Source organism: Aquamicrobium terrae (genome assembly GCF_040545735.1).
GTDB lineage: Bacteria > Pseudomonadota > Alphaproteobacteria > Rhizobiales > Rhizobiaceae > Mesorhizobium > Mesorhizobium terrae_A.
In genome coordinates this window covers 180,946-207,356 of the sequence record NZ_JBEPML010000001.1, presented here as the reverse complement: position 1 = coordinate 207,356, position 26,411 = coordinate 180,946, and the positions used below count along the sequence as shown (strand labels likewise).

Here is a 26,411-nt window from a genome sequence, read left to right as displayed (position 1 = left end):
AAATTAATTTGAATTTCAGTCCCCAACACCTGATGTGTGTTTTTGTAAGGGACGTCACGGCTAATATAGGGGTCCGGCGTGGACCAGTTTGTCAATCCGCCGAAAGCGGAATCGGAGACCGCCATCGAGGCCAGCCTCGGGCTCGACGGCAAGGGCGTGACGAAACGCAACCGGCGGCCGCTTGTCTATGCGGTGCTGGCGCTGGCGGCCGCCGCGGCGGCTTTTGCCGGCTACTCTTATTTTTCCGCGGGCACGGCCCGCATCGAATATGTCACGCAACCCGCCACCCGGTCCGACCTCGTCATCGAAGTCTCGGCCACCGGCACCTTGCAGCCGCTGACCCAGGTGGACATTTCCAGCGAGCTTTCCGGCATCGTGCGCTCGGTTTCCGCGGTCGAGAACCAGGAAGTGAAGCAGGGCGACGTGCTGGCGACCCTCGACACCTCGAAGCTTGAGGTGCAGATCGAGCGGGCCAAGGCTTCCGCCAAGGCCGCCGAGGCCAAGGTGGACGACGCGGCGGTGACGCTCAAGGAAAACGAGCAGGCGCTGGTGCGCACCGACGCGCTGACCAAGCGCGGCATGGCGACCGCGCAGGCGCTGGAAGCCGCCACCGCCACGCGCGACCGCGCCCGCAGCGCGCTCGACAGCGCCGAGGCCAATCTGGCGATTGCCGAGGCCGACCTGAAGGCCCAGCAGACAGACCTTGCCAAGAGCACCATCTACGCACCCATCGACGGCGTCGTGCTCACCCGTTCGGTGGACCCCGGCCAGACCGTCGCCTCCTCGCTCCAGGCCCCGGTCCTGTTCGTGCTTGCCGCCGACCTGAAGAAGATGGAGCTGAAGGCGGCCATCGACGAGGCAGACATCGGCACCGTCAAGGACGGCCAGCAGGCGCGCTTCACCGTGGATGCCTTCCCCGACCGCCGCTTCGACGCGACCATCCGCGACATCTCCTATGCCTCGGTCACCACCGACGGCGTCGTGACCTACGACGCGCGGCTGGAGGTCGAGAACGACGAACTCCTGCTGCGCCCCGGCATGACCGCAACGGTGACCGTCGTCACCAAGCACGCGACGGATGCGCTCACCGTGCCCACCGCCGCCTTCCGCTACCGGCCCATGGCAGAGCAGCGTGAAAGAGGCTGGAGCGTGCTTTCCATGTTCACCGGCCGCATGGGGCCGCGCGAACGCCGCAGCCAGCAGAGCCGTCAGGGCGAGGCCGACGGCACCCGCATGCTCTATGTGCTGAAGGGCGGCGAGCCGCAGCCGGTTCGGGTGCGCATGGGCTCCACCAATGGCGAACTGACCGAAATCCTGTCAGGACTGTCGGAAGGCGATCTGGTCATCACCGCCCAGCAGCAGCGGGGATAGGCCATGTCCTCCTCACCGCTCATCCGCTTCGACAAGGTCTGGAAGACCTATGGCGAAGGCGAGGCGCGCGTCCATGCCCTGGCCGGCGTGGACCTCGCCATCGACCGGGGCGAATTCGTCTCGATAATGGGGCCTTCGGGGTCGGGCAAGTCCACCTCGATGAACATCATCGGCTGCCTCGACACGCCCACTGCCGGAACCTATTCCTTCATGGGCGTCGATGCCGGCCGGCTGGACCGCAACCGGCGCGCCCTTTTGCGCAACCTCTATATCGGCTTCGTCTTCCAGGGCTACAATCTGCTGGCGCGCACCACGGCGGCCGAGAATGTCGAGCTGCCGCTGATCTATCGCGGCGTTGCAGCCGGCGAGCGGCGCGCGCTCGCCATGCAGGCGCTGGCCGAAGTCGGCTTGCAGGGCCGCGAACATCACACGCCGGCCGAACTGTCCGGCGGGCAGCAGCAGCGCGTCGCCATCGCCCGCGCCATCGTCACCCGCCCCACCCTGCTGGTGGCCGACGAGCCGACAGGTAACCTGGATACCGCGCGCAGCCATGAGATCATGGAACTGGTGACGCGCCTCAACGAGGAGCACGGGCTGACCATCGTCATGGTCACGCATGAGGCCGACATCGCCGCCTATGCCCAGCGCACCATTCACTTCCTTGACGGCAAGGTGGAATCCGACTTGCGCAACGCGGCGCGGAGGATGGCGTCATGATCTGGGAGACCGTCCGCCTCGCCCTGCGTTCGGTGCGCCGCAACGCGCTGCGCTCCTTCCTCACCCTGCTCGGCATCGTCATCGGCGTGGCGGCGGTCATCGCCATGCTCACCATCGGCTCCGGCACCACCGAGAAGGTCAAGTCGGACATTGCCCAGCTCGGCTCGAACCTGCTGGTCGTTCATCCCGGCCGCCCCGCCGGCCCGGGCGGGCCCGGCGGCGCGGACTGGAGCCAGCGCCGCAGGCTCGGCGACAAGGAGTTCCAGGCGCTGTCCACGCGGCTCACCGGCGCGCGCGCCATCTCGGCCGCCTCGCAGAAGCAGGTGCGCGTCATCTACGGCACCGAAAGCCTGACCGCCTCGGTGACCGGGACCGACAGTGCCTTCCTCGAGGCGCGCAACTGGACGCTGGCCTCGGGCCGCCCCTTCACCGAGCAGGAAACGCGCGGCGGCGCCGGCGTGTGCCTGATCGGCGAGACGGTGCGCCAGCAGTTCTTCGGCGCCGGCGACCCGGACGGGGAGCTGATCCGCGTCAACCGCAGCACCTGCAAGGTGATCGGCCTTCTGGAACCCAAGGGCTACACCGGCTTCGGGCAGGATCAGGACAATGTGGTGCTGATGCCGCTCCTGACCTACCAGCGCCGCATCGCCGGCAACCGCAACGTCGACAACATCTATGTGTCGGCCGATGAAGCGGTGCCCACTACCGAACTGCAAGCGCGCATGGAGAACATCCTGCGCGACGTGCGCCGCATCCCGCCCGACGGCGAGGACGATTTCGGCATCCGCGACATGACCCAGATCGCCGACACCATGGCCAGCGCCACGGCCACCATGACCGGCATGCTGGGCGCCGTCGCCGGCGTCAGCTTGCTGGTCGGCGGCATCGGCATCATGAACATCATGCTGGTGTCGGTCACCGAGCGCACGCGCGAGATCGGCATAAGGCTCGCCATCGGCGCGCAGGAAAAGCACATCCTGATCCAGTTCCTCGTCGAGGCGACGGTGCTGTCGCTGCTCGGCGGCATCATTGGCATCCTGCTCGGCCTGTCGCTGGCGGGAGCGGCGGCATTCGCCCTTGTCATCCCCTTTGCACCGAGCCCAGCCGTGATCCTGCTCGCCGTCGGCTTCTCGGCGCTGATCGGCATGGTGTTCGGCTTTTTCCCCGCGCTTCGCGGCGCGCGGCTCGATCCGATCGACGCGCTCCGGCACGAATGAGGCGGAATCCGCCCGCTCCTACATGTTCGAAAAATGCCAGTCGATCAGGGCCGGCATATAGGGCATCAGCCCGGCAGGCCGCGCCGCCGCATCGGCAATGACGATCGGCTCGCTGATCTCGGGATCGGGATCGGCCGCGATGTGCCCCCGGATATGAGCGGCGAGCGCCTGCGCCGTTTGTGCGAACCGGTAGCGGCGAAAGATCACCACCCCGCCCGGGGTCGAGATCAGATGGTGGCGGCGCTCGGCTTGCGCCGCATCAAGGTCAAGGCCGGTTTCCTCCGCCACCTCGCGCGCCATGTTGCGGTGCATGTCGACCTGGCCGCCGACAAAATCCTCCGGCTCGAACGATCCGGCCGCGAAGTAGACCCTATGGGCGTTGAGCGTATGCGGCGCCATGCGGATCGCCACCAGCACCCCGTCGCCCGACACCGGCATGGCATGGGCGAAAGCATGGTGGGCGCCATGCGTATCGCTATGGCGCCGCCAGTGCAGGAAAGTGGAGTAGCGCACCGCATGGCAGATGCCGGAAAGCCGCCCCTTGTCGTAGGTCAGCGTCGAAAGCAGCACCATCGTGCCGTCGAAAAGGGCCGGATTGCCAGCGCTCTGCTCCGCCCAGCCGGCGGCGATGGCCTCGGCATTGTCGCGCTGGAAAGGATGCGGAGCCGGATCGAGCCGCACGTCGATCTCGTCGACCGGCAGGATCACGTTCGGCGGCAGGTTGAAGCTCACGGCCAAAGCCTCACACGATGTCCAGCGTCACCGCGACCGGGCAATGGTCGGAGGCCTTGGGCCGGTCCCAGCCGGCGCGCGGAAAGCGGTCGACCTCCTGCCCGGGTGGAAAGGGCGTGCGCCATGGCTGGCCGTTGCGGATGATGTCGGGTATCGCGCCGGCATTGTCCTCGGCCAAGGACCGCGACACCAGAATGTAGTCGAGCTGGCACAGGTGCCGCTCCAGCGGGCCGCGGGTGTGGTAGAGCGTCCAGCGGTCCATCTCCGGCCGCCGCTCGACGACATTCTCGCAGAACCCGTCCTGCAGCAGAACGTCGAGGCAGGACACGGGCTCGTCGCGCACTTCGAAGCGGTAGTCGGACGGCCCCTCGCCGTCGATCACGATCCTTTGGCGGTAGTCGTTCATGTCGCCGCAGATCGCCCAGCGCCTGTTCGGCGCGTGCTCCCGGCCGAAGCGCTGCTCGATGATGTGGCGCACCGCGCGGGCCTCGGCAAAGCGGATCGGCATGGTGGCCTGTCGGCCGTCGAGCCCGTTGCGCGGGCTGCCCATCGATTTGAAATGAACGAGATAGAGTGTGAACGGCTTGCCGCCGATCTTGAGGTCGATCTCCAGGCAATCGCGCCGGAAGATGCGCTCATGGGGCTCCTGACCAAGGGCCGCCAGTTCGGGCGTGTGGAGGCCGAGTTCGCCGAAGGTCAGATGCGCGTGGCTGGTCATGCGCACGAACTCGATCGGCTGGCCGTGCGCGGTCTCGTCACGCATCATCAGCGCCACATCGATGCCGCGCGAATCGTTGCCCGCCGTGGTGTATTTCTGCCGGTAGCCCTGCCCCACCATCTTGAACAGATAGCCGTATTCGAACGCCTTCAGCGCCTCGACATTGTCGACTTCCTGCATGCATATGATGTCGGCCCGCGCGGCCGCGATCGCCAGGGCCGTAAGCTGGCGCGTATCGTCGGAATGGGCGATGGCGCGGGCCTGCTCCAGCGCGCGATATTCCGCCTCGCTCCTGATGTCGAACAAGGCCAGCGTCCGATCCTGATTGAGCTGATTGCGGAAACCGGAGAAATCGAACCTGTTCATCAGGTTCTCGACATTGAAGGTGGCAAGGCGCAGCGACATGGCAGCGACAATTGCCCGCAAGCGGCGGGGAACACAAGGGCTGAAATAGGCCCGGTGCGGAACCGTCGCCGTTCATCCTGCGTTCATTGACCAAACGTCATCCTGCGGCCCATCACCCGATCGATCCGGCGCGGGGGCTGCTCGATCATTTGGAGTGGCACATGAAAACGCTTCTTTCCTCTCCTCTGAAGGCCGGCCTTGCCGCCCTGTGCCTGGCCGGCATGCTGTCGGTTCCGGCCGTTGCCGGCCCGGCGCCTGTCAACGCGCCTGCCGTGCCTGCCGCCAGCGTGGCCAACGACCTGATCCAGGTGCGGGACCACCGCTGGCGCAGAGCACCACCGCGTCACTGGAGCCGTCATCATTATCGTGAAAACCGACGCTGGCGCCGGCATCACTACCGACCCTACTATCACCGGCCTCATTATCGTGGCTCGGGCTTCTACCTGGGCCTCGGCCTTGGCGTACCGGCTTACCGTTACGTCGAGCCGCGCCGCTACTATCGCCCGGCCGGCAATGCCCATGTGCGCTGGTGCTACAACCGCTACCGCTCCTACCGGGCCTGGGACAACACCTTCCAGCCCTATTACGGGCCGCGCCGCCAGTGCAGGTCGCCCTACGGCTGAGCCTTCCCTGTCCGCCCATGAAAAAGGCCGGCGATGGTTATCGCCGGCCTTCGCTTTTTATGGAGCAGAACGACTTAGTTCTTGGCCTTGTCGACCAGCTTGTTCTTGGAGATCCACGGCATCATGCCGCGCAGCTTGGCGCCGACCTCCTCGATCTGGTGGGCGTCGTTCATGCGACGGATGCCCTTGAAGCGCGCAGCGCCCGAACGGTACTCCTGCATCCACTCCGAGGTGAAGCGGCCGGTCTGGATGTCGTTGAGGATGCGCTTCATCTCAGCCTTGGTCTCGGCGGTGATGACGCGCGGGCCCGACACATACTCGCCCCACTCCGCGGTGTTGGAGATCGAGTAGTTCATGTTGGCGATGCCGCCCTCGTAGATCAGGTCGACGATCAGCTTCACTTCGTGCAGGCACTCGAAATAGGCCATCTCGGGGGCGTAGCCGCCTTCCACCAGCGTCTCGAAACCGGCGCGGATCAGTTCGACCAGACCGCCGCACAGAACCGCCTGCTCGCCGAACAGGTCGGTTTCGCACTCTTCCTTGAACGTGGTCTCGATGATGCCCGAACGGCCGCCGCCGACGCCGCAGGCGTAGGACAGGCCAAGGTCGAGCGCGTTGCCGGAGGCATCCTGATGCACCGCGACCAGGCACGGCACGCCGCCGCCCTTCTGGTATTCACCGCGCACGGTGTGGCCGGGGCCCTTCGGGGCGACCATCAGCACGTCGACCGTCGACTTCGGCTCGATGAGGCCGAAATGCACGTTGAGGCCGTGGGCGAAGGCGATCGCAGCGCCATCGCGGATGTTGGCGGCGATCTCGCCGTTGTAGATGTCGGCCTGCAACTCGTCCGGCGCGGCCATCATGATCAGGTCTGCCCACTTGGCCACATCGGCAACCGTCATCACCTTGAGCCCGTCGGCCTCGACCTTCTTGGCGGTCGCCGAGCCGGCCTTCAGGCCGATGGCGATTTCCTTGACGCCGGAATCCTTGAGGTTGAGCGCATGGGCGCGGCCCTGCGAGCCGTAGCCGACGATGGCAACCTTCTTGCCCTTGATGAGGTTCAGATCGGCGTCGCGATCGTAATAGACACGCATTGTAGAAATCCTTCCCGTTTATGGATTCGCCTGTTGATGGGTTGCTTGGCCTATTGACCCTTCCCGGCCCCGTGCAGGGCAAGAAACTGTTTGGTGGCGCGCGCCGCGTCTTCCCCGATCGCGGCTTCCGTCATGCCCGGCCAGTCGCCGAGCAGGAGCCGGATCTGCACATCGCGCGCGACCAGCCCGAAAAACGTCCTGAACGCCGTCTCGGCATCCTCGAACACAAGAAGGCCGGCCCGCTTGCCGGCATCGAGAATTGGCTTCAGCCGCGCCGCCAGCGCGAAGCGGCCGTTCTGCAACACGATCTCGCCCAGGCTGTCGCGCCCCGATCCGGCATGGCTGATCGCCACCCGGTTGAGCGCGATGGAGGTGTCGCTGGAGATCACCTTGAGCCAGTCGCGGGCATAGCCCTCCAGGCTTTCCGTGAGCGAGATGAGATCCAGGCGGCCCTGGTCCACCGGCACCACCCGCACCTTCGAAGCCTGCCAGCGCACCGTGGCCGTCAGCAGCCCGTCGCGGTCGCCGAACCATTTGTAGAGGCTTTCCTTGGAGCATCTCGCCCGGCGCGCCACGGCGGCCATGGTGAGATTGTCGCCGTCCTCGACCAGCAGGCGCAGAGCCGTGTCCAGAACGTCCTTCTGGCGCTCCGTCAGCTTCTGCCCTTCTTCCTGCCCGTCGACTTGCTTCACGCCTCTTTCCACATTCGGTGCCGGTGCCCAGGGGATCCCGCCGATGCCCTTCTCCCGACCCGCACAGCCAGCATGCAGACCAGTACCGTACGTTACGGTTCCTGCTATGCCCCATCGCCGGCGGGAAGGCAAGAGGGTGATGGCGTGCGGATCGATCTTTCCGGGCTTGAAACGCCACAGCCGCTCATAAGCCTGCAACCGGTTCAGTCCGCCACGGCGGTCACAGGTCCGGCCGGTGCCTCCGCAACCCGGTTCCAGTCCGCTTCGGCAAGCCCGATCCCGCGCAACGGATCGACAATCGTGCCGGCCACCAGCGCGGCGAGGATGCGCGGCGCCGGCGGTATCCTCGCAGCCGTCGCCACCACGCTGTCGCGCATGAACGGCAGCAGCCGCGAATCCGACTGGTAGAACGGTGTGAACAGCCGCGACAGCATCTGGAAGCTGCGTATGTGCCAGCGCCGCGCCCGCGCATAGGTGGCCAGCGCATCCTCGATGGAGGCTTTCTCCCTTAGGGCATGGGCAAGTGCCGCCGCATCGAGCAGCGCCATGTTGGCCCCCTGCCCCAGTTGCGGGCTGGTCGAATGGGCGGCGTCGCCGATCACGGCCAGCCGCCGCCCCGCCGGAATGGGCAGGGTGTGGTGGCCGTAGCGCGCCAGCGAAAGCTGGTCGAAACTGGCGATCTGGTTGACATAGGCCGTGCATTCCGGCCAATGGTCGATCACCCGCGCCTTCCACGCCTCGAGGCCGGCAGCGCGCACACGCTCGGCATCGTCCGGCTTGAGGCTCCAGAAAAAGGCGGCCATCCTGTCACCGCCCGGCTCAGCCCGACCGATCGGCAGCACGCCGATCATCACCCGCGCCCTGTCGTAGCGTTGCAGCAGGGCACGCGCGTCGAAGCCCTCGTCACACCAGTCCAGCGACGCCCAGAAGGCGCCATAGGCCAGCGGCTTCGGCTCGACCGGCACATCCGCATGACGCCGCAATTTAGAGCGCGTGCCGCTGGCATCCACAACCAGGTCGAACGACCCGATCCGGCGCCCGCCGTCGTCCTCCAGCGCCGCAACCTCGCCGACATCGAGCGTTTCGATCTCGATGCCCGTCTCGATCGGGATGCCTTCGCGCAGCACGGCGCGATAAAGCACGCCGAAAAGCGCGGCGCGGTGCACCGCCACCCCGAAGCGACCGCCGGGCAAGGCCCGGTAGCGCACGTCGAGCACGGTGCGGCCCGAGCGCGCGTCCGTGCCATGCAGTCGGTCGATCCGGCTGCCCAGCGCGGCGATTTCTCCGAACAATCCGAGGTCGTGCAGGATCGTGAGCCCGGTCGGCTGCAGGATCAGCCCGGAACCGACCGGGACCGGCTTCTCGAACCGCTCGAACAGGGTGACCTTGTGTCCGGCCCGGTGCAGGTAGAGCGCGGCCGCAAGGCCCGCCGGCCCCGCCCCCGCAATGGCGATAGACAATCCTGCCCGCACGTTAAACCTGCCCTGCCCGGCGATGCCACTTCCGCACCGCCGGTTGCCGGATCATGTCCTTCGGATGCGTGTTGCAAGCGGGATACAACGAAGCCCTGCGTCGCCACAACCGCACCGGAAACGAAACCGGGCGGCGCATTGCCGCGCCGCCCGGTCGTCCCCCGCACTTCCCCCTTTTCACCTTCGCCGCGCGCCTAAGCCTATTTCACGACGATCGCGACGGTCCCGGACTGATAGCGATGGCCTTCGGACCCGGGCGCGATGGCGGTGCCGTTCACCGCCCGCGTCGGCACGCGCTTGCCGCAATCCCGGCTGACGCGGCTCGAAAGCCCCCCATCGGAATATCTGACGATCGAGGACTTCGGCAGGCGGCCCACGATTTCCGCATAGCTGGGCGCTCCGGCGCCGCAGGAATTGCCGCGATAGGCGGTCAGGTGCCTGGTTTCCCCCACCCGCATCTCGACGGTCTTGTCGGCATTGGTCGGCGTCACGCACCCCGACAGGATCAGCATGGCTCCAACAACAATCGCGTTTCGCATCTCGGTAAGCCCCTCTTTTACGCCTGGAAGTTGGTCCACCGGAGCCAGGCAAACATCGGCGGTGGCCCTTCAGGCGTGCCAAATCAATCTGCGCGAGCAAAACGAAAAGTCCGCCAATCGCCGGAAAATACGGAAAAACGAGAGCAATCTCGGTTGCTATCTCCATGAATCGCTTCTTAAATCGCCTTATGGGCAGCGCGGGGTGCACAAGGCATGCAGCGCCAGGAATGGAGCACTTACAACCAGTGGCATATGTTGCTCGACGAGTTGTGCAACAGCCGTGGTTATGTCGACAACGCCAGGCTGGCGAGCCAGCTTTGCCGCCGCGCCGGCAAGGCCGCGCAGGAGGATTTCAACGCGGCGGAGAAGAACCTGCGCAACTGGCGGCTCGGACGGCATCTGCCGCTGCGCCGCAATTTCATGATCCTTGCCGAACTGCTGCGGGTGGCTGACGATCCCGGGCTCCTGCGGCAATGGAACCTTCTCTATGCCGCCGCCCGTGGCCGCACCCTGCCGGACCAGCAGGAGAACGCGGCCGACGCAAAACCGGACAGGGCACCCGCGACCCGCCGCCGGCTGCTGTGGACCGGGGCGGTGGTAGCCACGGCCGTGGTGGCCGTCACCGGCTTCCGCTGGCTGTCGGTCGATCCCTACCGGGACTTGCCGGTCATCGGCTACGACGCGCGGGTCCGGATGCTGGTCGGCGAAAGCCGCCTCATCCATGGCGACCGTGGCGATTGCGACGGCGGCAATGTTCCGGACTGGACCTACACCATGCCGCGCGTGCCGGTCAGCAGCCTCGGCGCTTTTTCAGACGGCGGCCTTGCCCGCAAGATGAGCAATTTCTGCAATGGCGTGGTGCCGGTGCGGGCCGTTCGTTTCACTGCCAAGACGGCCGGCGTCGAGGAGGTTCGCCTGCTCGACGATTTCGTCAAGATCTTCGTCACCGATCCGGCCAGCCTGAGCAGATGAGGAGCGAGGGGAAGAATGGGGGAACTCGACGGCACCGCATTTCCGTATTGGCACCTGCTGTTCGACGAGTTGTGCAACCGCGCCGGCTATTATGACGATGCCACGCTTGCCAGCGCCTATTGCGCGCTGACCGCCAGCAAGGGGCAGCGCCAGTTCGAAACGGCGATGCGCAACCTCAACAACTGGCGTTCCGGCCGCCATCTGCCACGCCCCGGCAATCTGCGAGTGCTGGCGAAGCTGCTCAACGTGGCCGACGATCCCGCAACCCAGGACCTCTGGAACAGGCTCTACAGGGAAGCCGGCGACATCGACCACAAGGTCCGGTCAGGCCTGCCGGCGCCGGTCGCGCCTTACCCTGCCCCGCGTGGCGTATTGCTGCCGGCCATCGTTCATCCCATGCCGGCCCCGTTCCGTCAGCCTGCGCTTCTCGGCTCCGAACGGTTCGGCCGCAAGCGCTTCTCGGCGCTGCAGGCCGCATTGGGTGGCATTGTCCTCCTGGCAATCGGCGCCACGGCCGGTTCGCTCGTCACCGCGTCCGGCTGGCGGCCATGGGCCGGTCCGGCCGACGATGCGCCGATCATCCCGTTCAGGCCGGTGGTGGCGATGAAGCTCGGCGAATCGCGGCCGATCTATGCCGAGCGCAGCGATTGCGGAAAACTGCCCCGCGACTGGGAGCTGGTGGAATCGGACCTGCCCGTTCTGCGTACAGGCACCTTCTCCGATGGCGGGCTGGCCCGCCGCTTCAGCAAGTTCTGCCAGGGTCTCACCCCGGCCCGCGCCATCGTCTTCACGGCGACGGCCACCGGTGTCGAGGAATTCGAGATCCAGGGCGATTTCTTCAAGATGACGGTAACCGACTGACGGCCGCTACCCGGGCCTAGATCGCCACCTGCGTGCCGATTTCCACCACGCGGCCGGTGGGAATCTGGAAATATTCCGTCGCGTCCGCCGCCGAGCGCGCCAGCCCGATGAACAGCCTGTCCTGCCACATCGGCATGCCGGAACCGGCAGCGGCCTTGAGCGAACGCCGCGACAGGAAGAACGACGTGGTCATAATGTCGAACTTCCAGCCCTGCTTGCGGCAGGAAGCCAGCGCGCGCGGAATGTTCGGCTGCTCCATGTAGCCGAAGGTCAGTGTGATGCGCATGAACAGGTCGTTGATCGCTTCCAGCTTCACCCGTTCGCTGTCGGGCACCTTCGGCTGCGGCGCGGTCACCACCGACAGGATGATGTTCTGCTCGTGCAGCACCTTGTAGTGCTTGAGGCTGTGCATGAGGGCGGTGGGCGCGCTGAGCGGATCGCTGGTCAGGAAGATGGCGGTGCCGGGCACCAGTTGCGGCTGCTTCTTGGCCAGATTGCCGGCCAGGAATTCCAGCGGCACCTCGTTCTTGCGTGTCTTCTCGAACAAAAGGCGCGATCCCCGCACCCATGTCACCATGACGACGACGACCATGAACGCCACCACCAGCGAAGCCCAGCCGCCGTCCCTCACCTTCATAGCATTGGTGACGAGGAACCCGAATTCGATCAGGCCGAACAGCGCCGTCAGGCTGAGCGAGGCCCAAAGCGGCCATTTCCAGATGCGGATCATGACGATGGAGAACAGCGTGGTGGTGACCAGCATGACGCCGGTGACCGCGATGCCGTAGGCGGACGCAAGGCCTTCCGATTCACGGAAGCCCAGAACCAGAAGAAGAACCACGACGGCCATCAGGAAATTCACCCGCGGCATGTAGATCTGGCCCGACTGGCGCTCCGAGGTGTGGCGGATTTCCATGCGCGGCAGCATGTTGAGCTGCACCGCCTGGCGCGTCAGCGAGAATGCGCCGGTAATGACGGCCTGGCTGGCGATGACGGTCGCCGCCGTCGCCAAGGCCACCATCACGTAAAGCAGCCATCCGTCGTTCATCTGGAAGAATGGGTGGCCGACATGGCCTTCATGGGCCAGCACGAAAGCTCCCTGCCCCAGATAGTTCAGCAGCAGGCAAGGGAACACCACCCAGAACCAGGCAAGCACGATCGGCTTGCGGCCGAAATGGCCAAGGTCCGCATAGACCGACTCCGCGCCGGTGACGGCCAGGAACACGCCGCCGATGATCGCCAGCGACACCACCGGCTCATGGCCGAGGAAGCGCAGCATGTAGAGCGGATTGATCGCGAGCAGGATCTCGGGATCATGGATGATGTGGCGAAGCCCGGCAAAACCGATGGCGAGGAACCAGATCAGCGTGATCGGTCCGAAGATGATGGCCACGCCGCCGCTGCCGAAGCGCTGCACCGAAAACAGGATCAACAGGATGACGACGGTGAGCGGCACGATATAGGGACCGAAACCATCGCCGATGATGGTGAGCCCCTCCGTCGCCGAAAGCACGGAGATGGCGGGCGTGATGACCGCGTCGCCATAGAACAGCGCGGAACCCACCATGCCGATGCCGAGGATGACCGCGGGGCGCGTCGGGAAGGCGGAGCGGCCCAGCGCCATCAGCGACAGCGTGCCGCCCTCGCCCTTGTTGTCGGCGCGCAGCACGAACATCATGTACTTCACCGCCACGACGATGGTGAGCACCCAGATGATAAGCGAAAGCACGCCGAGGATGTCGTTGCGCGATGCGGTTTCCGCGGCCGAAGCCGCGCCCAGCGCCACACGGAAAGCATAGATCGGACTGGTGCCGATATCGCCATAGACCACGCCCAGCGCGGCGAGCATCATGTAGGGCGTGCTGTGGGGCTTGTGTTCGGGGTGACCGGCCTGGATGGCGGACTCGACCTCGCTACCGCTATCGGCAACGGCCATGGAAAGAACTCCGTTAAGCGCGCGGTGCTCTACTCTTGCCGCGGCGCAATATCAAGTGCTTCTCTCCCCTTTGCACCGCGACTGCACGCGGCGCGTCACGGCCAGCCGCAGGCTTTCAGGAAGCGTTTGACCGTTGTTGCCATGCCGAATTCCAGCGCATCGGCCGTCAATCCGTGACCGATGGAAACCTCCGCCAGCCGCGGAATCCGCTGCACCAGCGCCGGCAGATTGGCCACCACCAGGTCGTGGCCGGCATTCACCTCCAGCCCCAGTTCCAGCGCCGCATCCGCTGCCTGACCAAGCTTTTCCAGTTCGCGTGCCATGCGTTCGGGATGGGCGTAGCAACTCGCATAAGGGCCCGTGTAGAACTCGACCCTGTCGGCGCCGGTATCGCGCGCGGCCGACAGGCCTTCCGTTTCTGGATTCGAAAACAGGGATACCCTTGCTCCCCCTTGCTTCAATCGTTTCACGATCGGAATGAGGAACGCGGACTGCTCTATGAAGTTCCACCCATGGTCGGAGGTAGCCTGTGCCGGATCGTCGGGCACCAAGGTCACCTGCTCGGGCTGGCTCTTCTCGACAAGCTGCAGGAAATCTTCGGTCGGATAGCCCTCGATGTTGAACTCGGCCTGCGGAAATTCGTCATCGATCAGCGCGCGCAGCTCCGGCAGGTCGGAATTGCGGGTATGCCGCTGGTCGGGGCGCGGATGCACGGTCAGCCCGTGCGCGCCGGCCGCCAGCGCGAGGCGGCCCAACCCGGTCACGCTCGGCCAGGGCAGGTCGCGACGGTTGCGCAGCATGGCCACGGCATTGAGATTGACCGACAGCTTGACCGGCATTTCCTCACCTCCCGATGCGTTTGGGATGGCATCTATAGCCGCTTTGTCGGGAACAGACAGGAGATTTGTGTGTTCCAGTCTGGAAATGGATTTTCCGGAAGGAGCGCACATGAATTTCCTCGAAGAAGTCCCGGCCATCCGCCGCCTCGAGACGAACAGGGACGACCTGTTCGCCGTCGACATCGTGGGCGAGGTCACCCCGGCCGACGCCGAGAACCTCTATGGCCTGCTCGAGGCCGCCTATGCGCTGCATCCGCATATCGACGTGCTGGTCCGGCTGACCGACTTCGAGGGCGCCCAATGGGCGGAAATTTCACCCCAGACATTCGAACAGGGTCGGGAAACGGCGCTGCGGCATGTGAAACGCTGCGCCAGCGTCGGTGGGCCGGACTGGACCGGTCTGCTGGGTTCGGAATTGCCCGAGGGCGCGGAGATAAGGCACTTTCCTGCCGGCGAGGAAGCGGAGGCCTGGCATTGGCTCGGCGCGCAACCGCGCGACACCGCCTGAAACCACTCACCTGACGATGGTCAGCCTTTCGGCAGCGCGCGTGATGGCCGTATAGAGCCAGCGCTCGCGCGTATCCTTGAAGGCCCAGCTTTCGTCGAACAGCACCACATCGTTCCACTGCGAGCCCTGCGCCTTGTGGACGGTGAGCGCATAGCCATAGTCGAAATCGTCGAAACGCCGCTTCTGCTGCCACGGAATCTCGGCTTCCGTATCCTCGAAAGCCGCCTTGAGCAGCTTGATCTTGGCCACGCCGCGATCCGGGTCGTCTTCCTCGGGCGAGACGAGCAAATTGATGCCCGGCTTCACCGTCTCGCGCGAGGCGGTCATCACCTTCCACAAGGAACCGTTGAGCAGGCCCTTGGCCGGGTCGTTGCGCAGGCACACCAGCTTGTCGCCGGCCTGCGGATAGTCCGCTGTGAAGCCCTTCAGCTCGCGCAGCCGGCGGTTGTAGCGGCGGCGCGTACGGTTGGTGCCGACCAGCACCTGATCGGCGTCGAGAACCAGATCCTGCGTCACCTCCTCCTTGCCGATCACCCGCGCGGTGCCATAGTCGCCGCGCACCAGATCCCGCCCCTCGCGCACATCGAGCGCCATGCGGATGATGGGATTGTCGCGCGCCTGCCGGTGGATTTCGGTGAGCAGGAAATCCGGCTCCTGCTCGGTGAAGAACCCGCCACCGGAAATGGGCGGCAACTGGCCCGGATCGCCGAGCACAAGGATCGGCGTGCCGAAGCTCATCAGGTCGCGGCCGAGTTGCTCATCCACCATCGAGCATTCATCGATCACCACAAGCGCCGCCCTGGCGATGGGGCTCTGGCGATTGAGCGAGAAGGTCGGAGACATGGAGGTCTTGCCGGTCGTCTCGTCCTCGACCGCCTCCTCGCCGCGCGGACGGTAGATCAGCGAATGGATGGTGCGGGCGTTGGTCGCGCCCTTGGAGCGCAGCACCTGCGCGGCCTTGCCGGTGAAGGCGGCGAACTGAACCTGCCCGTCGACATGCTCGGCGAAATAGCGCGCCAGCGTCGTCTTGCCGGTGCCGGCATAGCCGAACAGGCGAAACAGTTGCGGCCGGCCGGCCTTCAGCCACTTGGCGACGGCCTGAAGGGCCTCGTCCTGCTGCGGTGAGAATTGCATGAGACGGTCAGACCCGATTCGGCCCTGCCGGGCAAGCTCGATACGCCTGAACTGTCCCTGCCCCTACCGCACCATCGGCCACAGCGTGGCGGCGAGCAGCACACCCATGGCGATGTTGAACCACTTCAGCCGCACAGGATCGGACAGGAAACCGCGCAGCGCCATGCCGAATCCGGCCCAGCTCGAAACGCAGGGGAGATTGATGACGCCGAATACCGCCGCGATCAGGACGACCGACAGGAACGGGTTCGCCGGGCTCGAAAACACCGCCATGGCGGTGACGGCCATCACCCACGCCTTGGGATTGACCCACTGGAAGGCGGCAGCTTGCAGGAATGTCATCGGCTGCGCGGTGCCGTCTCCTCCGCTCTCGACCGAGCGCGACATGGCGATCTTCCATGCCAGGTAAAGCAAGTAGGCGCCGCCGACGATCTTGAGCACCGTGTGCAGGACCGGAAACGTTGTCAGCACCGCTCCCAGTCCAAAACCGACGGCCAGCAGCAGCACGACGAAGCCGATGCCGATGCCCAGCATATGCGGGATGCTGCGCACGAAGCCGAAGTTCACGCCGGACGACAACAGCATGAAATTGTTCGGGCCGGGCGTGATCGAGGTCACGAAGGCGTAGGCTACCAGGGCAAGAAGGACGTCCGAGGTCATGGGCGGCTCATTACGTCAGTTATACTGACCCATATCAGAAAAAGCGGCTGGAGATGCGCTCCAGCCACAGGCCGGCGTTTGGGCCAGTTCGAACGTTTCCCGCCGGCGCACATCGGCCGGGCCGAACACCGCGTCCACGTGAAGTATGCCTCACGCCGGCGGCGACGGGACTACATTCCCTGCTGGCCGCGATTCATGGCCGCCACGCCGGTGCGGCAGATCTCGACCAGCCCAAGCGGGCGCATGATGGCGATGAACTGGTCGATCTTCGTGCTCTTGCCGGTGATCTGGAAGATGAAGTGCTCGGTATTGGCATCGACCACATGGGCGCGGAAGGCATCGGCCAGACGCAGCGCCTCCACCCGGTCGGTGCCCGTGCCGGCCACCTTGATCAGCGCCAGTTCCCGCTCCAGCGGCCGCTCCTGCCCCAGCTCCAGTGCGCGCACGGTCAGGTCCACCACCCGGTGCACCGGCACGATGCGCTCAAGCTGGTGCTTGATCTGCTGGAGCACATGCGGCGTGCCGCGCGTCACGATGGTGATGCGCGACAGGTGCGTTTCGTGCTCCGTCTCCGAGACGGTCAGGCTCTCGATATTGTAGCCGCGCCCGGAAAACAGGCCGATCACCCGCGCCAGCACGCCCGGCTCGTTCGCCACCAGCACCGAAAGCGTGTGCGTTTCCGGCTTCTCCGTCTCCCTGGCGATGAAATAGGCGGAGCCGGTGGGCTGAAGCTGTGCGTTCATGGTTGAATCCCGATCTTCAAAATCTGCAACAATTCACTGTTTTCGCGCAGTTTTCACCCACGCGCCCGCCTTTACACCAGTTCCCTGCCCTTGGCGTCGATGGCGTTGGCGACGGCCTCGTCCGTGGCCTCGTCGGGGAGCAGCATCTCGTTATGCGCCTTGCCGGAGGGGATCATCGGGAAGCAATTGGCGAGCGTTGCGACACGACAATCGAAGATCACCGGCTTGTTCACCGAGATCATCTCGCGGATCGCGTCGTCAAGCTCGTCCGGCTTGTCGCAGCGTATGCCATGGGCGCCATAGGCCTCGGCCAGCTTGACGAAGTCCGGCATCGCCTCGGTGTAGGAGTGCGACAACCGGTTGCCGTGCAGAAGCTGCTGCCACTGGCGCACCATGCCCATGTACTGGTTGTTCAGGATGAAGATCTTGATCGGCGCTTCATACTGTACCGCGCACGACATCTCCTGAATGCACATCTGGATCGAGGCGTCGCCGGCAATGTCGATGACCAGCGCGTCACGATGCGCGATCTGCACGCCGAGCGCGGCCGGCAGGCCGTAGCCCATGGTGCCGAGGCCGCCGCTCGTCATCCAGTGGTTGGGCTTGTCGAAGTGGAAATGCTGCGCCGCCCACATCTGGTGCTGGCCGACCTCGGTGGTGATGTAGGTGTCACGATCTTTGGTCAGCTCGTAGAGCCGCGAGATCGCATATTGCGGCATGATGACGTCAGCGTTGGGCTTGTAGGCCAGGGAGTCGCGCGCGCGCCATTTGGCGATCTGCTCCCACCACGGATGCAGCGCCTTCTTGTCGGTCTTCCCGGTCGCCCTCCACAGGCGCACCATGTCCTCCAGCACCGTGGCGACGTCGCCGAGAATGCCGATGTCGACATGCACGTTCTTGTTGATCGAGGACGGATCGACGTCGATGTGTATTCTCTTGGAGTTGGGCGAGAAGGCATCGAGCCGCCCGGTGATGCGGTCGTCGAAGCGCGCGCCGATGCACACCATGACGTCGCAATCGTGCATGGCCATATTGGCTTCGTAGGTGCCGTGCATGCCCAGCATGCCGAGCCAGTTCTTGCCGGAAGCCGGATAGCAGCCCAGCCCCATCAGCGTCGAGGTGATCGGGAATCCGGTGAGGTCGACCAGTTCGCGCAGCAGATGGCTGGCTTCCGGCCCGGAATTCACCACCCCGCCGCCGGTGTAGAGGATCGGCTTCCTGGCCTTGGCCATCAGCTCGACGGCCGCCTTGATCTGGTTGAGATCGCCCTGCAGCCGCGGCGTGTAGCTGGTGCGCGGCGCCGTCTGCGGGGAAACATAGGTTCCCCTGGCGAACTGGACGTCCTTCGGGATGTCGACGACGACCGGACCCGGCCGGCCGGTGGTGGCGACATGGAAGGCTTCATGGATGATGGCGGCCAGCTCGTTGACGTCCTTCACCAGCCAGTTGTGCTTGGTGCAGGGCCGGGTGATGCCGACGGTATCGCACTCCTGGAAGGCGTCGGAGCCGATCAGGCTGGTCGGCACCTGCCCGGTGATGCAGACGAGCGGGATGGAATCCATCAGCGCGTCCTGCAACGGCGTCACCGCATTGGTGGCGCCGGGGCCGGAGGTGACCAGCATGACACCGGCCTTGCCGGTGGAGCGGGCATAGCCTTCGGCGGCATGTCCTGCACCCTGCTCGTGGCGCACCAGAATGTGCTCGATGTCGTCCTGCTGGAAAAGCTCGTCATAGATCGGAAGCACCGCGCCGCCCGGATAGCCGAAGATGTGCTCGACGCCGTTGTCCTTCAGCGCCTGCACCACCATCTCGGCGCCGGTCATTTCGCGCCGCTCGTTCTGTCCGTTGGTCATCGATCTGGTCCCGTCCTGTTTCTGCTTCCGCAGGGGCAATCTGCCGTCGTTTAGTGCCATTTCGGATAATAAAAAAGGCCCCCGAGGGAGCCTGTGTGTAGCGCATGGGAGGATTTCGCCCGGTGGTTACACCACCTTGCCCACGCGCCGTCCTACTACGAGAATGAGTGCCTTTTCCATGGGGCGCGACAATAGAAGCGATTTTCGCGCCGTGTCAACGCCCAATCGCGACGGAAAATACCTTTGCGGCAAAGTGGATTGTTAAGACTGCCGCAACCATGCCCCCTCACCCCCCTTTAACCGGAGCCTGCTATGACAAGCCAGGCAGGGCACGGGGGTCTCTAGCATGTTTGTCGAGCGCGGAAATCCGCCCGGAGAAACCACGTCGCAGGAACGACGCGACACACAGCAGGCCGGGCATCGCATTTTGGGGCATGTGGTCCGGTGCGATGGATCGCGCGCCGTGCTCAGCGCTTTTGCCGCCGACGACGAGGCAGGCGATGCGGCGGAGCGCTGGACCGTGGGGCGGATGATCTCCATCAATCTCGGCTCGACCCGCACGGTCGGGCTGGTCTACGGCGTCGGCAAGCCCGATCACGCGTGGCGGCCGGGCGAACTCAACCCGATCGAGGTGGAGGTGGAACTGGTCGGCGAGGTGCAGGACAGCGCCGCGCCGGGCGGCAAGCCGGTGTTCGACCGCGGCATTACCCGCTATCCCCATGTCGGCGCCCACGCCCATCGCATCCGCGCGCGCGACCTGGAGGCCGTCTACGATCTCGCCGGACGGCGCGGCATCACCATCGGCCATCTGTCGCAGGACGAGCAGATTGCCGCCAACATCGCCATCGAGGACACGCTGTCGCGGCACTTCGCGGTTGTCGGCACCACCGGCGTCGGCAAGTCCACGGCCGTGTCGCTGCTGATGCGCAAGGCCATCGCCGCCTGTCCCGACCTGCGCATCCTGATCCTCGACCCGCACAACGAGTTCGCCGCCTCCCTGCCTCAGCACGCCGTGCGCATCGACAGTTCGACGCTCGACCTGCCGTTCTGGATGTTCCGGCTGGAGGAATTCGCCGAGGTCCTGTTCCGCGGCCGTGAAACCATTCCCGAGGAAATCGACCTGCTGCGCGACCTCATCCCGCTCGCCAAGCAGATGTACCGCAGCGGCAGCGCCGGCAGCTATACGCGGCGCGGCGCCGACACGCTGACCGCCGACACGCCTGTGCCCTACCGCATCGCGGACCTGCTCAAGCAGATCGACGAGCGCATCGGCCTGCTGGACGGCAAGGCCGAGCGCCCCGTGCTGAGGTCGCTGAGGGTGCGCATCGAGCAGGCGGCGGCCGATCCGCGCTATCGCTTCATGTTCAACTCACACCTCATCGAGGACACGATCCACCAGACTATCGGCAACATCTTCCGCGTGCCGCATGACGGGCGCCCGGTCACCTGTTTCGAGATGGCCGGCCTGCCCTCGGAGGTCGTCAATGCCGTGTGCTCGGTGCTGGCCCGTCTCGCCTTCGACCTCGCATTGTGGAGCGAGGGGCGGCTGAAGCTCCTGGTCATGTGCGAGGAAGCGCATCGCTACATGCCTGCGGATTCGCGGCTCGGCTTTGCCCCGACGCGCGAGGCGCTGGCCCGCATCGCCAAGGAAGGCCGCAAATATGGCTGCTTCCTCGGCATCGTCACCCAGCGCCCCGGCGAACTCGACCCCACGATCCTGTCGCAGTGCTCGACGGTCTTCGCCATGCGGCTTGCCAACGAGCAGGACAAGGCGATCATCCGCTCCGCCATTTCCGACTCGTCGGCTTCCACCCTGTCCTTCCTCTCGTCCATGGGCCAGCGCGAGGCCATCGCCTTCGGCGAAGGCGTAGCCACCACCATGCGGCTGAAGTTCGAGAAGCTGGACAAAAGCCTGCTGCCCGGCCAGAACAAGGGCAACAATCCGACCGCCGACGCTTCCGGCCGCGAGGTCGACCTGGCGGCCATCGTCAACCGGCTGCGCAACGGCTCCGCCCAGCAAACGCTCTCACCCGAAACCTCGCTGGTGTTCGCCGATCCGGCCGATGCGGCCAGCCAGCCGGGCGATCCCGACTATCGCAGGCCGTCCTCATTGTTGCGCCGCCCCGTCACGGAAGAGGCGGAGCAGCGCTACGGCCTGAAGCCGACCACCTTCGGCATGCGGCCGCATAACGGCTGAGAGACCGGCTGATATCTTACAGCCTTATGCTTCCGTCATCCCCGAAGCCGGAGCAAGGCGACGGCTGTCCGGGATCCATTCCGTGATGTTTCAAAGTTCCGGCATGGATCCCGGGTCTCGCTCCGCTCGGCCGGGATGACGCGTCGGGAAAGCAAAGGGTCCCTCACCACCCTGCCCCCAAGTCTACGCGCAGACCCGGTTGCGGCCCTGTCGCTTGGCTTCGTAGAGTTGCCGGTCGGCCCGGCGATAGAGCTCTTCCGCCGTTTCCTTGCCGTCCCATATGGCCAGCCCGACGCTGGTCGTCACCTTGAGCCTGCCACGGGCGATCGGTATCGACAGGGCGGCAATGGCCTCACGAATGCGTTCGGCGAGCTTCTCCAGCCCTTCGAGGTTCATGTTCGGCGCGACGATGGCGAATTCCTCGCCTCCGAGGCGGGCCACCACATCGTGATAACGGGTCAGGTCCAGAAGGCACCGGCCGACCGACCGCAGCACGTCGTCCCCGACATCGTGGCCGTGATTGTCGTTCACCTGCTTGAAGTGGTCGAGATCGAGGATCATCAGGCCCACCGGCTTGTCGATCCGCCGGAACTCCAGAATGTATTCCCGCAGCGCGTCGTCGAAATAGCGGCGGTTCTGCGTGCCGGTCAGCCCGTCCGTCAGCGCCGCCACCTCCAGCGTCTCGGAGCGGGCACTGAGCGAGGCCGTCATCTGGCGCAGCTTGTTTTCCTCCCGCACCTGCCGGCGGATCAGCGGATAGATGAAGAACATGCCGAAAAACAGCGCCGTGGTCAGAAGCACGCTGGTGAAGAAAAGCAAATCCTTCAGATAGGATACCTTGGCGACACGCTCGGGGCGCGTCACCTCCATGATGTTCTCCATGACGCCATGGGCGAACAGCATCAGCATACCGGCGCCGAAGATCACCGTTATGAAGACGAAGAATGCCGATTCCGCCTTGTGGAAGCGCATCATTGCCCGCTTGAAACATGCCCACCTGCTTGTCTCATGGTCCCGCTTAATAAAAAGCTGATTTCGGCAACCAGAACGCGAATATCGGCGGATTTTCATCCAAACAATTGCATACCGATGATTATGAAATTGCCGGGCCGGCTGCATCTCCGAGCCCGCCATATCCAGGCCCGACCCGCTTCCATTCCGGCCCGAGCTGGTTGCGGAACCATGTCGACTGACGCTTGGCATATTGGCGGGTGGCGGTCTTGGCCCGCTCGATCGCTTCCGCAAAGGACATCTCGCCAGCCAGCGCGGTCTGCAATTCCCGCACGCCGATCGCCTTCATCGCAGGCAAGGCCGGATCGAGATCCAGCCGGGCAAGCTCACGCACCTCGTCCAAGGCGCCACGTTCCAGCATGGCATCGAAACGCAGGCCGATGCGCGCGCCAAGCTCGTCCCGGTCCGGTTCGATCACCAGGCATTGCGCGCTCGCCCGTTCTACCAGCGGTTGTCCTCGCTGGCCCTGCCAATCGAGGATCGAGCGGCCGGAAGCGTCCCAAACCTCCAGCGCGCGCACGATGCGCTGGCCATCGGCCGGCTTCAGCCGCGCGGCCGCCGCCGCATCCTGCTGCGCCAGCCTTCGATGCAGGGCTTCGGCGCCCTCCTCCAGCAAGGCGCTGCGCCAGCGGTCGCGGATATGTGCCGGAATGTCCGGCATTTCGGACATGCCTTCGGTCAGCGCCCGGAAATAGAGGCCGGTGCCGCCCACGAAGATCGGCCGCAGCCCTCCAGGCATGCCCTCATCCACCAGCCGCGTGACATCGCGCAGCCAGGCCCCGGTCGAATAGGCGACCGAAGGCGGCACATGGCCATAGAGATGATGCGGCGCCCGGCGCAAATCGTCAGCCTCCGGCCGCGCCGTCAGCACATCGAGCACGCCATAGACCTGTATGGAATCGGTGTTGACGATGGCACCGCCCAACCTTTCGGCCAGTTCGAGGGCGAGCTTCGACTTGCCGCTGGCAGTCGGCCCGGCTATCAGGATCGCGTCCCTGACGCGCCCTTCCTTTCCTCCTTCACCGGAAGCCCCGATGCCGCTCATCGCCACGCTCATTTCCAATCCAGCCAGCCGCTCCTTGTCGGCAGACCTAGCGCATAAGGCGTCGAAGGCCGTCGGCGCAAGTGCCGTGGACTGGCTGGCCGAGGAGGTGGCGTGCGACATCGCGCTTTCCGGTGCGCTGGAGCCGCAGGCCGCGACCGCCCTGCTGCGCGAAACCATCGGCGGCGCACCGGTGGACATTGCCGTGCAGGAAGCCGGCCACCGGCGCAAGAAAATCCTGATCGCCGACATGGATTCCACCATGATCGACCAGGAATGCATCGACGAACTGGCCGACGAGGTCGGCTTGAAGGAGCATGTCGCCGAAATCACCGCGCGCTCCATGAACGGCGAGATCGCCTTCGAACCGGCCCTGCGCGAGCGCGTGGCGTTGCTGCGCGATCTCGATATCGGCGTCGTGGACCGGATCGTCGAAAACCGCCTCACCCTTGCCTCCGGCGGCCCCGCCCTGGTCGCCACCATGCGCGCCAAAGGCGCCTGGACGGCGCTGGTATCGGGCGGTTTCGACGTGTTCACCTCGCGTATCGCCACCATGCTTGGCTTCGACGAAAACCGCGCCAACCGCCTCATCGAGCACGACGGGCGCCTGACCGGCGAGGTGGCCGAGCCGATCCTCGGCCGCGCCGCCAAGGCCGAGGCGCTGCATGACATTTCCGCCCGCCTGAAGCTGACGCCCGCCGATGCCATCGCCGTCGGCGACGGCGCCAATGACCTCGACATGATCCGCCTTTCCGGCACCGGAGTCGCCCTGCACGCCAAGCCTTCGGTCGCGGCCGAGGCGAGGGTTCGCATCGACCACGGCGACCTTACCGCCCTGCTCTATCTGCAAGGCTACCGGCAGGAGGAGTTCAGCCTGTGACGCCGCTCCGCACCGAACGCCTTATCCTGCGCAACTGGGAGGAGCGCGACCGCGACCTGTTCCACCGCATCAACTGCGACGAACAGGTGATGGAGTTTTTTCCGTTTCGGCGCGACCGGGCGGCTGCCGACGCCAAGATGGATGAGTTTCGGGAGACGATCGCCCGGCAAGGCTTCGGCTGGACGGCAGCGGAAATCGCCGCGACCGGCGAATGCATCGGTTTCGTCGGCCTGAGCCGCACCGAGGACACCCCCTTCATGCCCGAAGGCACCGTCGAGATCGGCTGGCGCCTCGCGCCCGAGTTCTGGGGCAAGGGCTATGTCTCGGAAGCCGCACGGGCCTGGCTCGACTACGGCTTCGAGATGCTTGGGCTCGACGAAATCGTGTCCTTCGCGGTGACCGCCAACCGGCGCTCGACGGCGGTCATGGAGCGCATCGGCATGGTCGCCGATCCGGCTCGCGACTTCGACCACCCCGGCGTTCCGGACAGCCACCCCCACCTGAAGCGCCACAGCTTCTACCGGCTCACGCGCGAAGAGTGGGCGAAGAAAAAGGCGGCCTCCTGACCGCCTTTTTCATTTCTCAATCCATGCGGATCGTCACGAAGCGCAGTTCGCCGCTCTTGGAAGCCAGCATCAGCAGCGCATTCTTGCGGCCCTGTTCCTTCAGCGCCGCGATGCGGTCCATCACGTCCTTGGGGCTCGACACCGATTCCTGCGCGATCTCGGTGATGACTTCGCCCGCCTGAACACCCCGCTCGGCCGCCGCCGAATCCGGCTCGACCTCGGTGACGACCACGCCGTTGACGCCGGCGGCGACGCCGAACTTCTCACGGGTGGCGTCGTTGAGTTCGCCGATGGTCATGCCGAGCACGGAGGCGGTCACCACCTCCTCGCCCTGCTCGGCGCTTTCGTCATCCTGGCCCTCGGCCATCTGCTCGCCATCCTCGAGACGGCCGAGCGTGACCTTGACGGTCATCTCCTTGCCCTTGCGCACCACGACCACGTCCACTGCCTTGCCGACCGGGCTTTCGGCGACGATGCGCGGCAGGTCCCGCATCTCGTCGATCTCCTTGCCGTCGAACTTGGTGACGACGTCTCCCGCCTGGATCGAGCCGTTATCCACCGGCCCGCCCTTGATGATGCCGGCGATGAGCGCGCCCTTGGCGTCCTTCATGCCGAGGCTTTCGGCAATGTCCTCGGTCACCGGCTGGATGCGCACGCCGAGCCAGCCGCGCCGCGTCTCGCCGAACTCGCGCAACTGGTCGACGACCCCTTTCGCCAGTTGCGTGGGGATGGAGAAGCCGATGCCGATCGAACCGCCGGTCGGCGAGATGATGGCCGTGTTGATGCCGATGACCTCGCCATGCATGTTGAACAGCGGGCCGCCCGAATTGCCGCGGTTGATGGCGGCGTCCGTCTGGATGAAGTCGTCATAGGGGCCGGCATTGATGTCGCGGTTGCGGGCCGAGATGATGCCGACCGTGACCGTGCCGCCGAGCCCGAACGGATTGCCGATGGCCATCACCCAGTCGCCGATACGCATCTTGTCGGAATCGCCGAACTTCACCTCGGTCAGCTTGTGGCCGGCCGGATCGACCTTCAGGATCGCGATATCGGTCTTGGTGTCGGTGCCGACCAGTTCGGCCTTCAGCGTCAGCCCGTCGGAGAAATTGACCTCGATGTCATCGGCATCGGCGATGACGTGGTTGTTGGTGACGACAAAACCTTCCTTGGCATCGATGACGAAGCCGGAGCCCAGCGACTGCACCTTCTGCGAACCGCCACCGCGCTGCCCGCCGCGATCCTTGAAGAACTCGTCGAAGAAGTCCTGGAAGGGCGAGCCTTCGGGAAGCTGCGGCATCGGCACCGCGCCGGGGCCTTCGGTGCCCTTCACCGTCTGCGAGGTGGAAATGTTGACGACCGCGCCGAGCAGCCCTTCGGCAAGGTCCGCCACCGAGGCAGGGCCTGCCTCCGGGCCGACGGGAGCCGGATTGCCCGGAGCCGGAGTAACGGGGGCCGGAGTAACGGGGGCCGGAGTAACGGGGGCCGGGGTACCGGGGGCCGGAGTGGCGGGAGCCGGCAGGCTCTGCGTCATCGCCGGCGATAGGGTGCCCGTTGCGGCCACGGCCAGCGCGCTGGCCGCTAACAAGGTGGTCCGCGTTGCGCGCAGGAGAAACTGGGGTGTCATGGAAC

The 26,411-nt window shown here is 65.4% G+C and carries 25 protein-coding genes; 10 read left to right on the top strand and 15 right to left on the bottom strand.

The window, feature by feature from the left end; translation table 11 throughout:
* The first annotated feature begins 78 nt into the window (after window positions 1-78).
* The 3 genes from ABID37_RS00945 to ABID37_RS00935 are packed head-to-tail and all read left to right on the top strand — an operon-like array spanning window position 79 to window position 3,305.
* A complete protein-coding gene (locus ABID37_RS00945; protein WP_354192078.1) occupies window positions 79-1,371 on the top strand; it encodes an efflux RND transporter periplasmic adaptor subunit in 1,293 nt (430 codons plus the stop codon).
* A 3-nt stretch (window positions 1,372-1,374) separates the two neighbouring features.
* Window positions 1,375-2,088 carry an ABC transporter ATP-binding protein gene (locus ABID37_RS00940; RefSeq protein WP_354192077.1) on the top strand — a complete coding sequence of 238 codons (714 nt, stop codon included), beginning with the start codon at window positions 1,375-1,377 and terminating at the stop codon, window positions 2,086-2,088.
* Window positions 2,085-3,305: an ABC transporter permease gene (locus tag ABID37_RS00935; RefSeq protein ID WP_354192076.1), complete on the top strand. Its 1,221-nt coding sequence runs from the start codon at window positions 2,085-2,087 to the stop codon at window positions 3,303-3,305. Before ABID37_RS00940 ends, ABID37_RS00935 begins: the two co-directional genes overlap by 4 nt.
* 18 nt (window positions 3,306-3,323) lie before the next feature.
* On the opposite strand, the gene ABID37_RS00930 is transcribed toward ABID37_RS00935, so the two are convergent.
* Together ABID37_RS00930 and ABID37_RS00925 are read right to left on the bottom strand one after the other, a co-directional pair.
* Window positions 3,324-4,037, bottom strand: a complete 714-nt coding sequence (locus ABID37_RS00930; protein ID WP_354192075.1) for an NUDIX hydrolase — start codon at window positions 4,035-4,037, stop codon at window positions 3,324-3,326.
* Between the two features lie 10 nt (window positions 4,038-4,047).
* A complete protein-coding gene (locus ABID37_RS00925; protein ID WP_354192074.1) occupies window positions 4,048-5,160 on the bottom strand; it encodes an endonuclease/exonuclease/phosphatase family protein in 1,113 nt (370 codons plus the stop codon).
* Between the two features lie 161 nt (window positions 5,161-5,321).
* Between ABID37_RS00925 and ABID37_RS00920 the strand changes: the two genes are divergently transcribed.
* Window positions 5,322-5,783 carry a BA14K family protein gene (locus ABID37_RS00920; protein WP_354192073.1) on the top strand — a complete coding sequence of 154 codons (462 nt, stop codon included), beginning with the start codon at window positions 5,322-5,324 and terminating at the stop codon, window positions 5,781-5,783.
* Between the two features lie 74 nt (window positions 5,784-5,857).
* Here the strand turns inward: ABID37_RS00920 and ilvC are convergent, their stop codons facing one another.
* From ilvC to ABID37_RS00900, 4 genes are all read right to left on the bottom strand, one after another.
* Window positions 5,858-6,877, bottom strand: coding sequence for a ketol-acid reductoisomerase (ilvC, locus tag ABID37_RS00915; protein ID WP_354192071.1), 1,020 nt, complete (start codon window positions 6,875-6,877; stop codon window positions 5,858-5,860).
* A 50-nt stretch (window positions 6,878-6,927) separates the two neighbouring features.
* Window positions 6,928-7,569, bottom strand: coding sequence for a TetR/AcrR family transcriptional regulator (locus ABID37_RS00910; protein ID WP_354192070.1), 642 nt, complete (start codon window positions 7,567-7,569; stop codon window positions 6,928-6,930).
* A gap of 203 nt (window positions 7,570-7,772) precedes the next feature.
* Window positions 7,773-9,029 carry an FAD-dependent oxidoreductase gene (locus ABID37_RS00905; protein ID WP_354192069.1) on the bottom strand — a complete coding sequence of 419 codons (1,257 nt, stop codon included), beginning with the start codon at window positions 9,027-9,029 and terminating at the stop codon, window positions 7,773-7,775.
* Between the two features lie 212 nt (window positions 9,030-9,241).
* Window positions 9,242-9,580 (bottom strand): hypothetical protein, encoded by a 339-nt coding sequence (locus tag ABID37_RS00900; protein WP_354192068.1) that lies wholly within the window; start codon window positions 9,578-9,580, stop codon window positions 9,242-9,244.
* A 213-nt stretch (window positions 9,581-9,793) separates the two neighbouring features.
* Here ABID37_RS00900 and ABID37_RS00895 point away from each other — a divergent pair, with 213 nt between their 5' ends.
* Both ABID37_RS00895 and ABID37_RS00890 read left to right on the top strand, forming a co-directional pair.
* Window positions 9,794-10,552 (top strand): hypothetical protein, encoded by a 759-nt coding sequence (locus ABID37_RS00895; protein ID WP_354192067.1) that lies wholly within the window; start codon window positions 9,794-9,796, stop codon window positions 10,550-10,552.
* Between the two features lie 15 nt (window positions 10,553-10,567).
* Window positions 10,568-11,413, top strand: a complete 846-nt coding sequence (locus tag ABID37_RS00890; protein WP_354192066.1) for a hypothetical protein — start codon at window positions 10,568-10,570, stop codon at window positions 11,411-11,413.
* Window positions 11,414-11,429: 16 nt separating this feature from the next.
* Here the strand turns inward: ABID37_RS00890 and ABID37_RS00885 are convergent, their stop codons facing one another.
* Together ABID37_RS00885 and ABID37_RS00880 are read right to left on the bottom strand one after the other, a co-directional pair.
* Window positions 11,430-13,349: a potassium transporter Kup gene (locus tag ABID37_RS00885; protein WP_354192065.1), complete on the bottom strand. Its 1,920-nt coding sequence runs from the start codon at window positions 13,347-13,349 to the stop codon at window positions 11,430-11,432.
* A 95-nt stretch (window positions 13,350-13,444) separates the two neighbouring features.
* Window positions 13,445-14,188, bottom strand: a complete 744-nt coding sequence (locus ABID37_RS00880) for a pyridoxine 5'-phosphate synthase (RefSeq protein WP_354192064.1) — start codon at window positions 14,186-14,188, stop codon at window positions 13,445-13,447.
* 109 nt (window positions 14,189-14,297) lie between these two features.
* Between ABID37_RS00880 and ABID37_RS00875 the strand changes: the two genes are divergently transcribed.
* A complete protein-coding gene (locus ABID37_RS00875; protein WP_354192063.1) occupies window positions 14,298-14,696 on the top strand; it encodes a SpoIIAA family protein in 399 nt (132 codons plus the stop codon).
* A 6-nt stretch (window positions 14,697-14,702) separates the two neighbouring features.
* Here the strand turns inward: ABID37_RS00875 and ABID37_RS00870 are convergent, their stop codons facing one another.
* From ABID37_RS00870 to ABID37_RS00855, 4 genes are all read right to left on the bottom strand, one after another.
* Window positions 14,703-15,830, bottom strand: coding sequence for an ATP-dependent DNA helicase (locus ABID37_RS00870; protein WP_354192062.1), 1,128 nt, complete (start codon window positions 15,828-15,830; stop codon window positions 14,703-14,705).
* A gap of 63 nt (window positions 15,831-15,893) precedes the next feature.
* Complete coding sequence (locus ABID37_RS00865) at window positions 15,894-16,490, bottom strand: LysE family translocator (protein WP_354192061.1); 597 nt, start codon at window positions 16,488-16,490, stop codon at window positions 15,894-15,896.
* 170 nt (window positions 16,491-16,660) lie between these two features.
* Window positions 16,661-17,233 carry an acetolactate synthase small subunit gene (gene ilvN, locus ABID37_RS00860; RefSeq protein ID WP_354192060.1) on the bottom strand — a complete coding sequence of 191 codons (573 nt, stop codon included), beginning with the start codon at window positions 17,231-17,233 and terminating at the stop codon, window positions 16,661-16,663.
* Between the two features lie 71 nt (window positions 17,234-17,304).
* Window positions 17,305-19,086: an acetolactate synthase 3 large subunit gene (locus ABID37_RS00855; protein ID WP_354192059.1), complete on the bottom strand. Its 1,782-nt coding sequence runs from the start codon at window positions 19,084-19,086 to the stop codon at window positions 17,305-17,307.
* 346 nt (window positions 19,087-19,432) lie between these two features.
* Between ABID37_RS00855 and ABID37_RS00850 the strand changes: the two genes are divergently transcribed.
* Window positions 19,433-21,283 carry an ATP-binding protein gene (locus ABID37_RS00850; protein WP_354192058.1) on the top strand — a complete coding sequence of 617 codons (1,851 nt, stop codon included), beginning with the start codon at window positions 19,433-19,435 and terminating at the stop codon, window positions 21,281-21,283.
* Between the two features lie 183 nt (window positions 21,284-21,466).
* On the opposite strand, the gene ABID37_RS00845 is transcribed toward ABID37_RS00850, so the two are convergent.
* Both ABID37_RS00845 and miaA read right to left on the bottom strand, forming a co-directional pair.
* Window positions 21,467-22,255: a GGDEF domain-containing protein gene (locus ABID37_RS00845; RefSeq protein ID WP_354192445.1), complete on the bottom strand. Its 789-nt coding sequence runs from the start codon at window positions 22,253-22,255 to the stop codon at window positions 21,467-21,469.
* A 121-nt stretch (window positions 22,256-22,376) separates the two neighbouring features.
* Complete coding sequence (miaA, locus tag ABID37_RS00840; protein WP_354192443.1) at window positions 22,377-23,339, bottom strand: tRNA (adenosine(37)-N6)-dimethylallyltransferase MiaA; 963 nt, start codon at window positions 23,337-23,339, stop codon at window positions 22,377-22,379.
* Between miaA and serB the strand changes: the two genes are divergently transcribed.
* Together serB and ABID37_RS00830 are read left to right on the top strand one after the other, a co-directional pair.
* Entirely contained in the window at window positions 23,329-24,216 is an 888-nt protein-coding gene (gene serB, locus ABID37_RS00835) for a phosphoserine phosphatase SerB (protein ID WP_354192057.1), read from the top strand. The genes miaA and serB overlap by 11 nt on opposite strands.
* Window positions 24,213-24,782, top strand: coding sequence for a GNAT family N-acetyltransferase (locus tag ABID37_RS00830; protein WP_354192056.1), 570 nt, complete (start codon window positions 24,213-24,215; stop codon window positions 24,780-24,782). Before serB ends, ABID37_RS00830 begins: the two co-directional genes overlap by 4 nt.
* Window positions 24,783-24,798: 16 nt before the next feature.
* Here the strand turns inward: ABID37_RS00830 and ABID37_RS00825 are convergent, their stop codons facing one another.
* Window positions 24,799-26,406 carry a DegQ family serine endoprotease gene (locus tag ABID37_RS00825; RefSeq protein ID WP_435521515.1) on the bottom strand — a complete coding sequence of 536 codons (1,608 nt, stop codon included), beginning with the start codon at window positions 26,404-26,406 and terminating at the stop codon, window positions 24,799-24,801.
* Window positions 26,407-26,411: the final 5 nt, after the last annotated feature.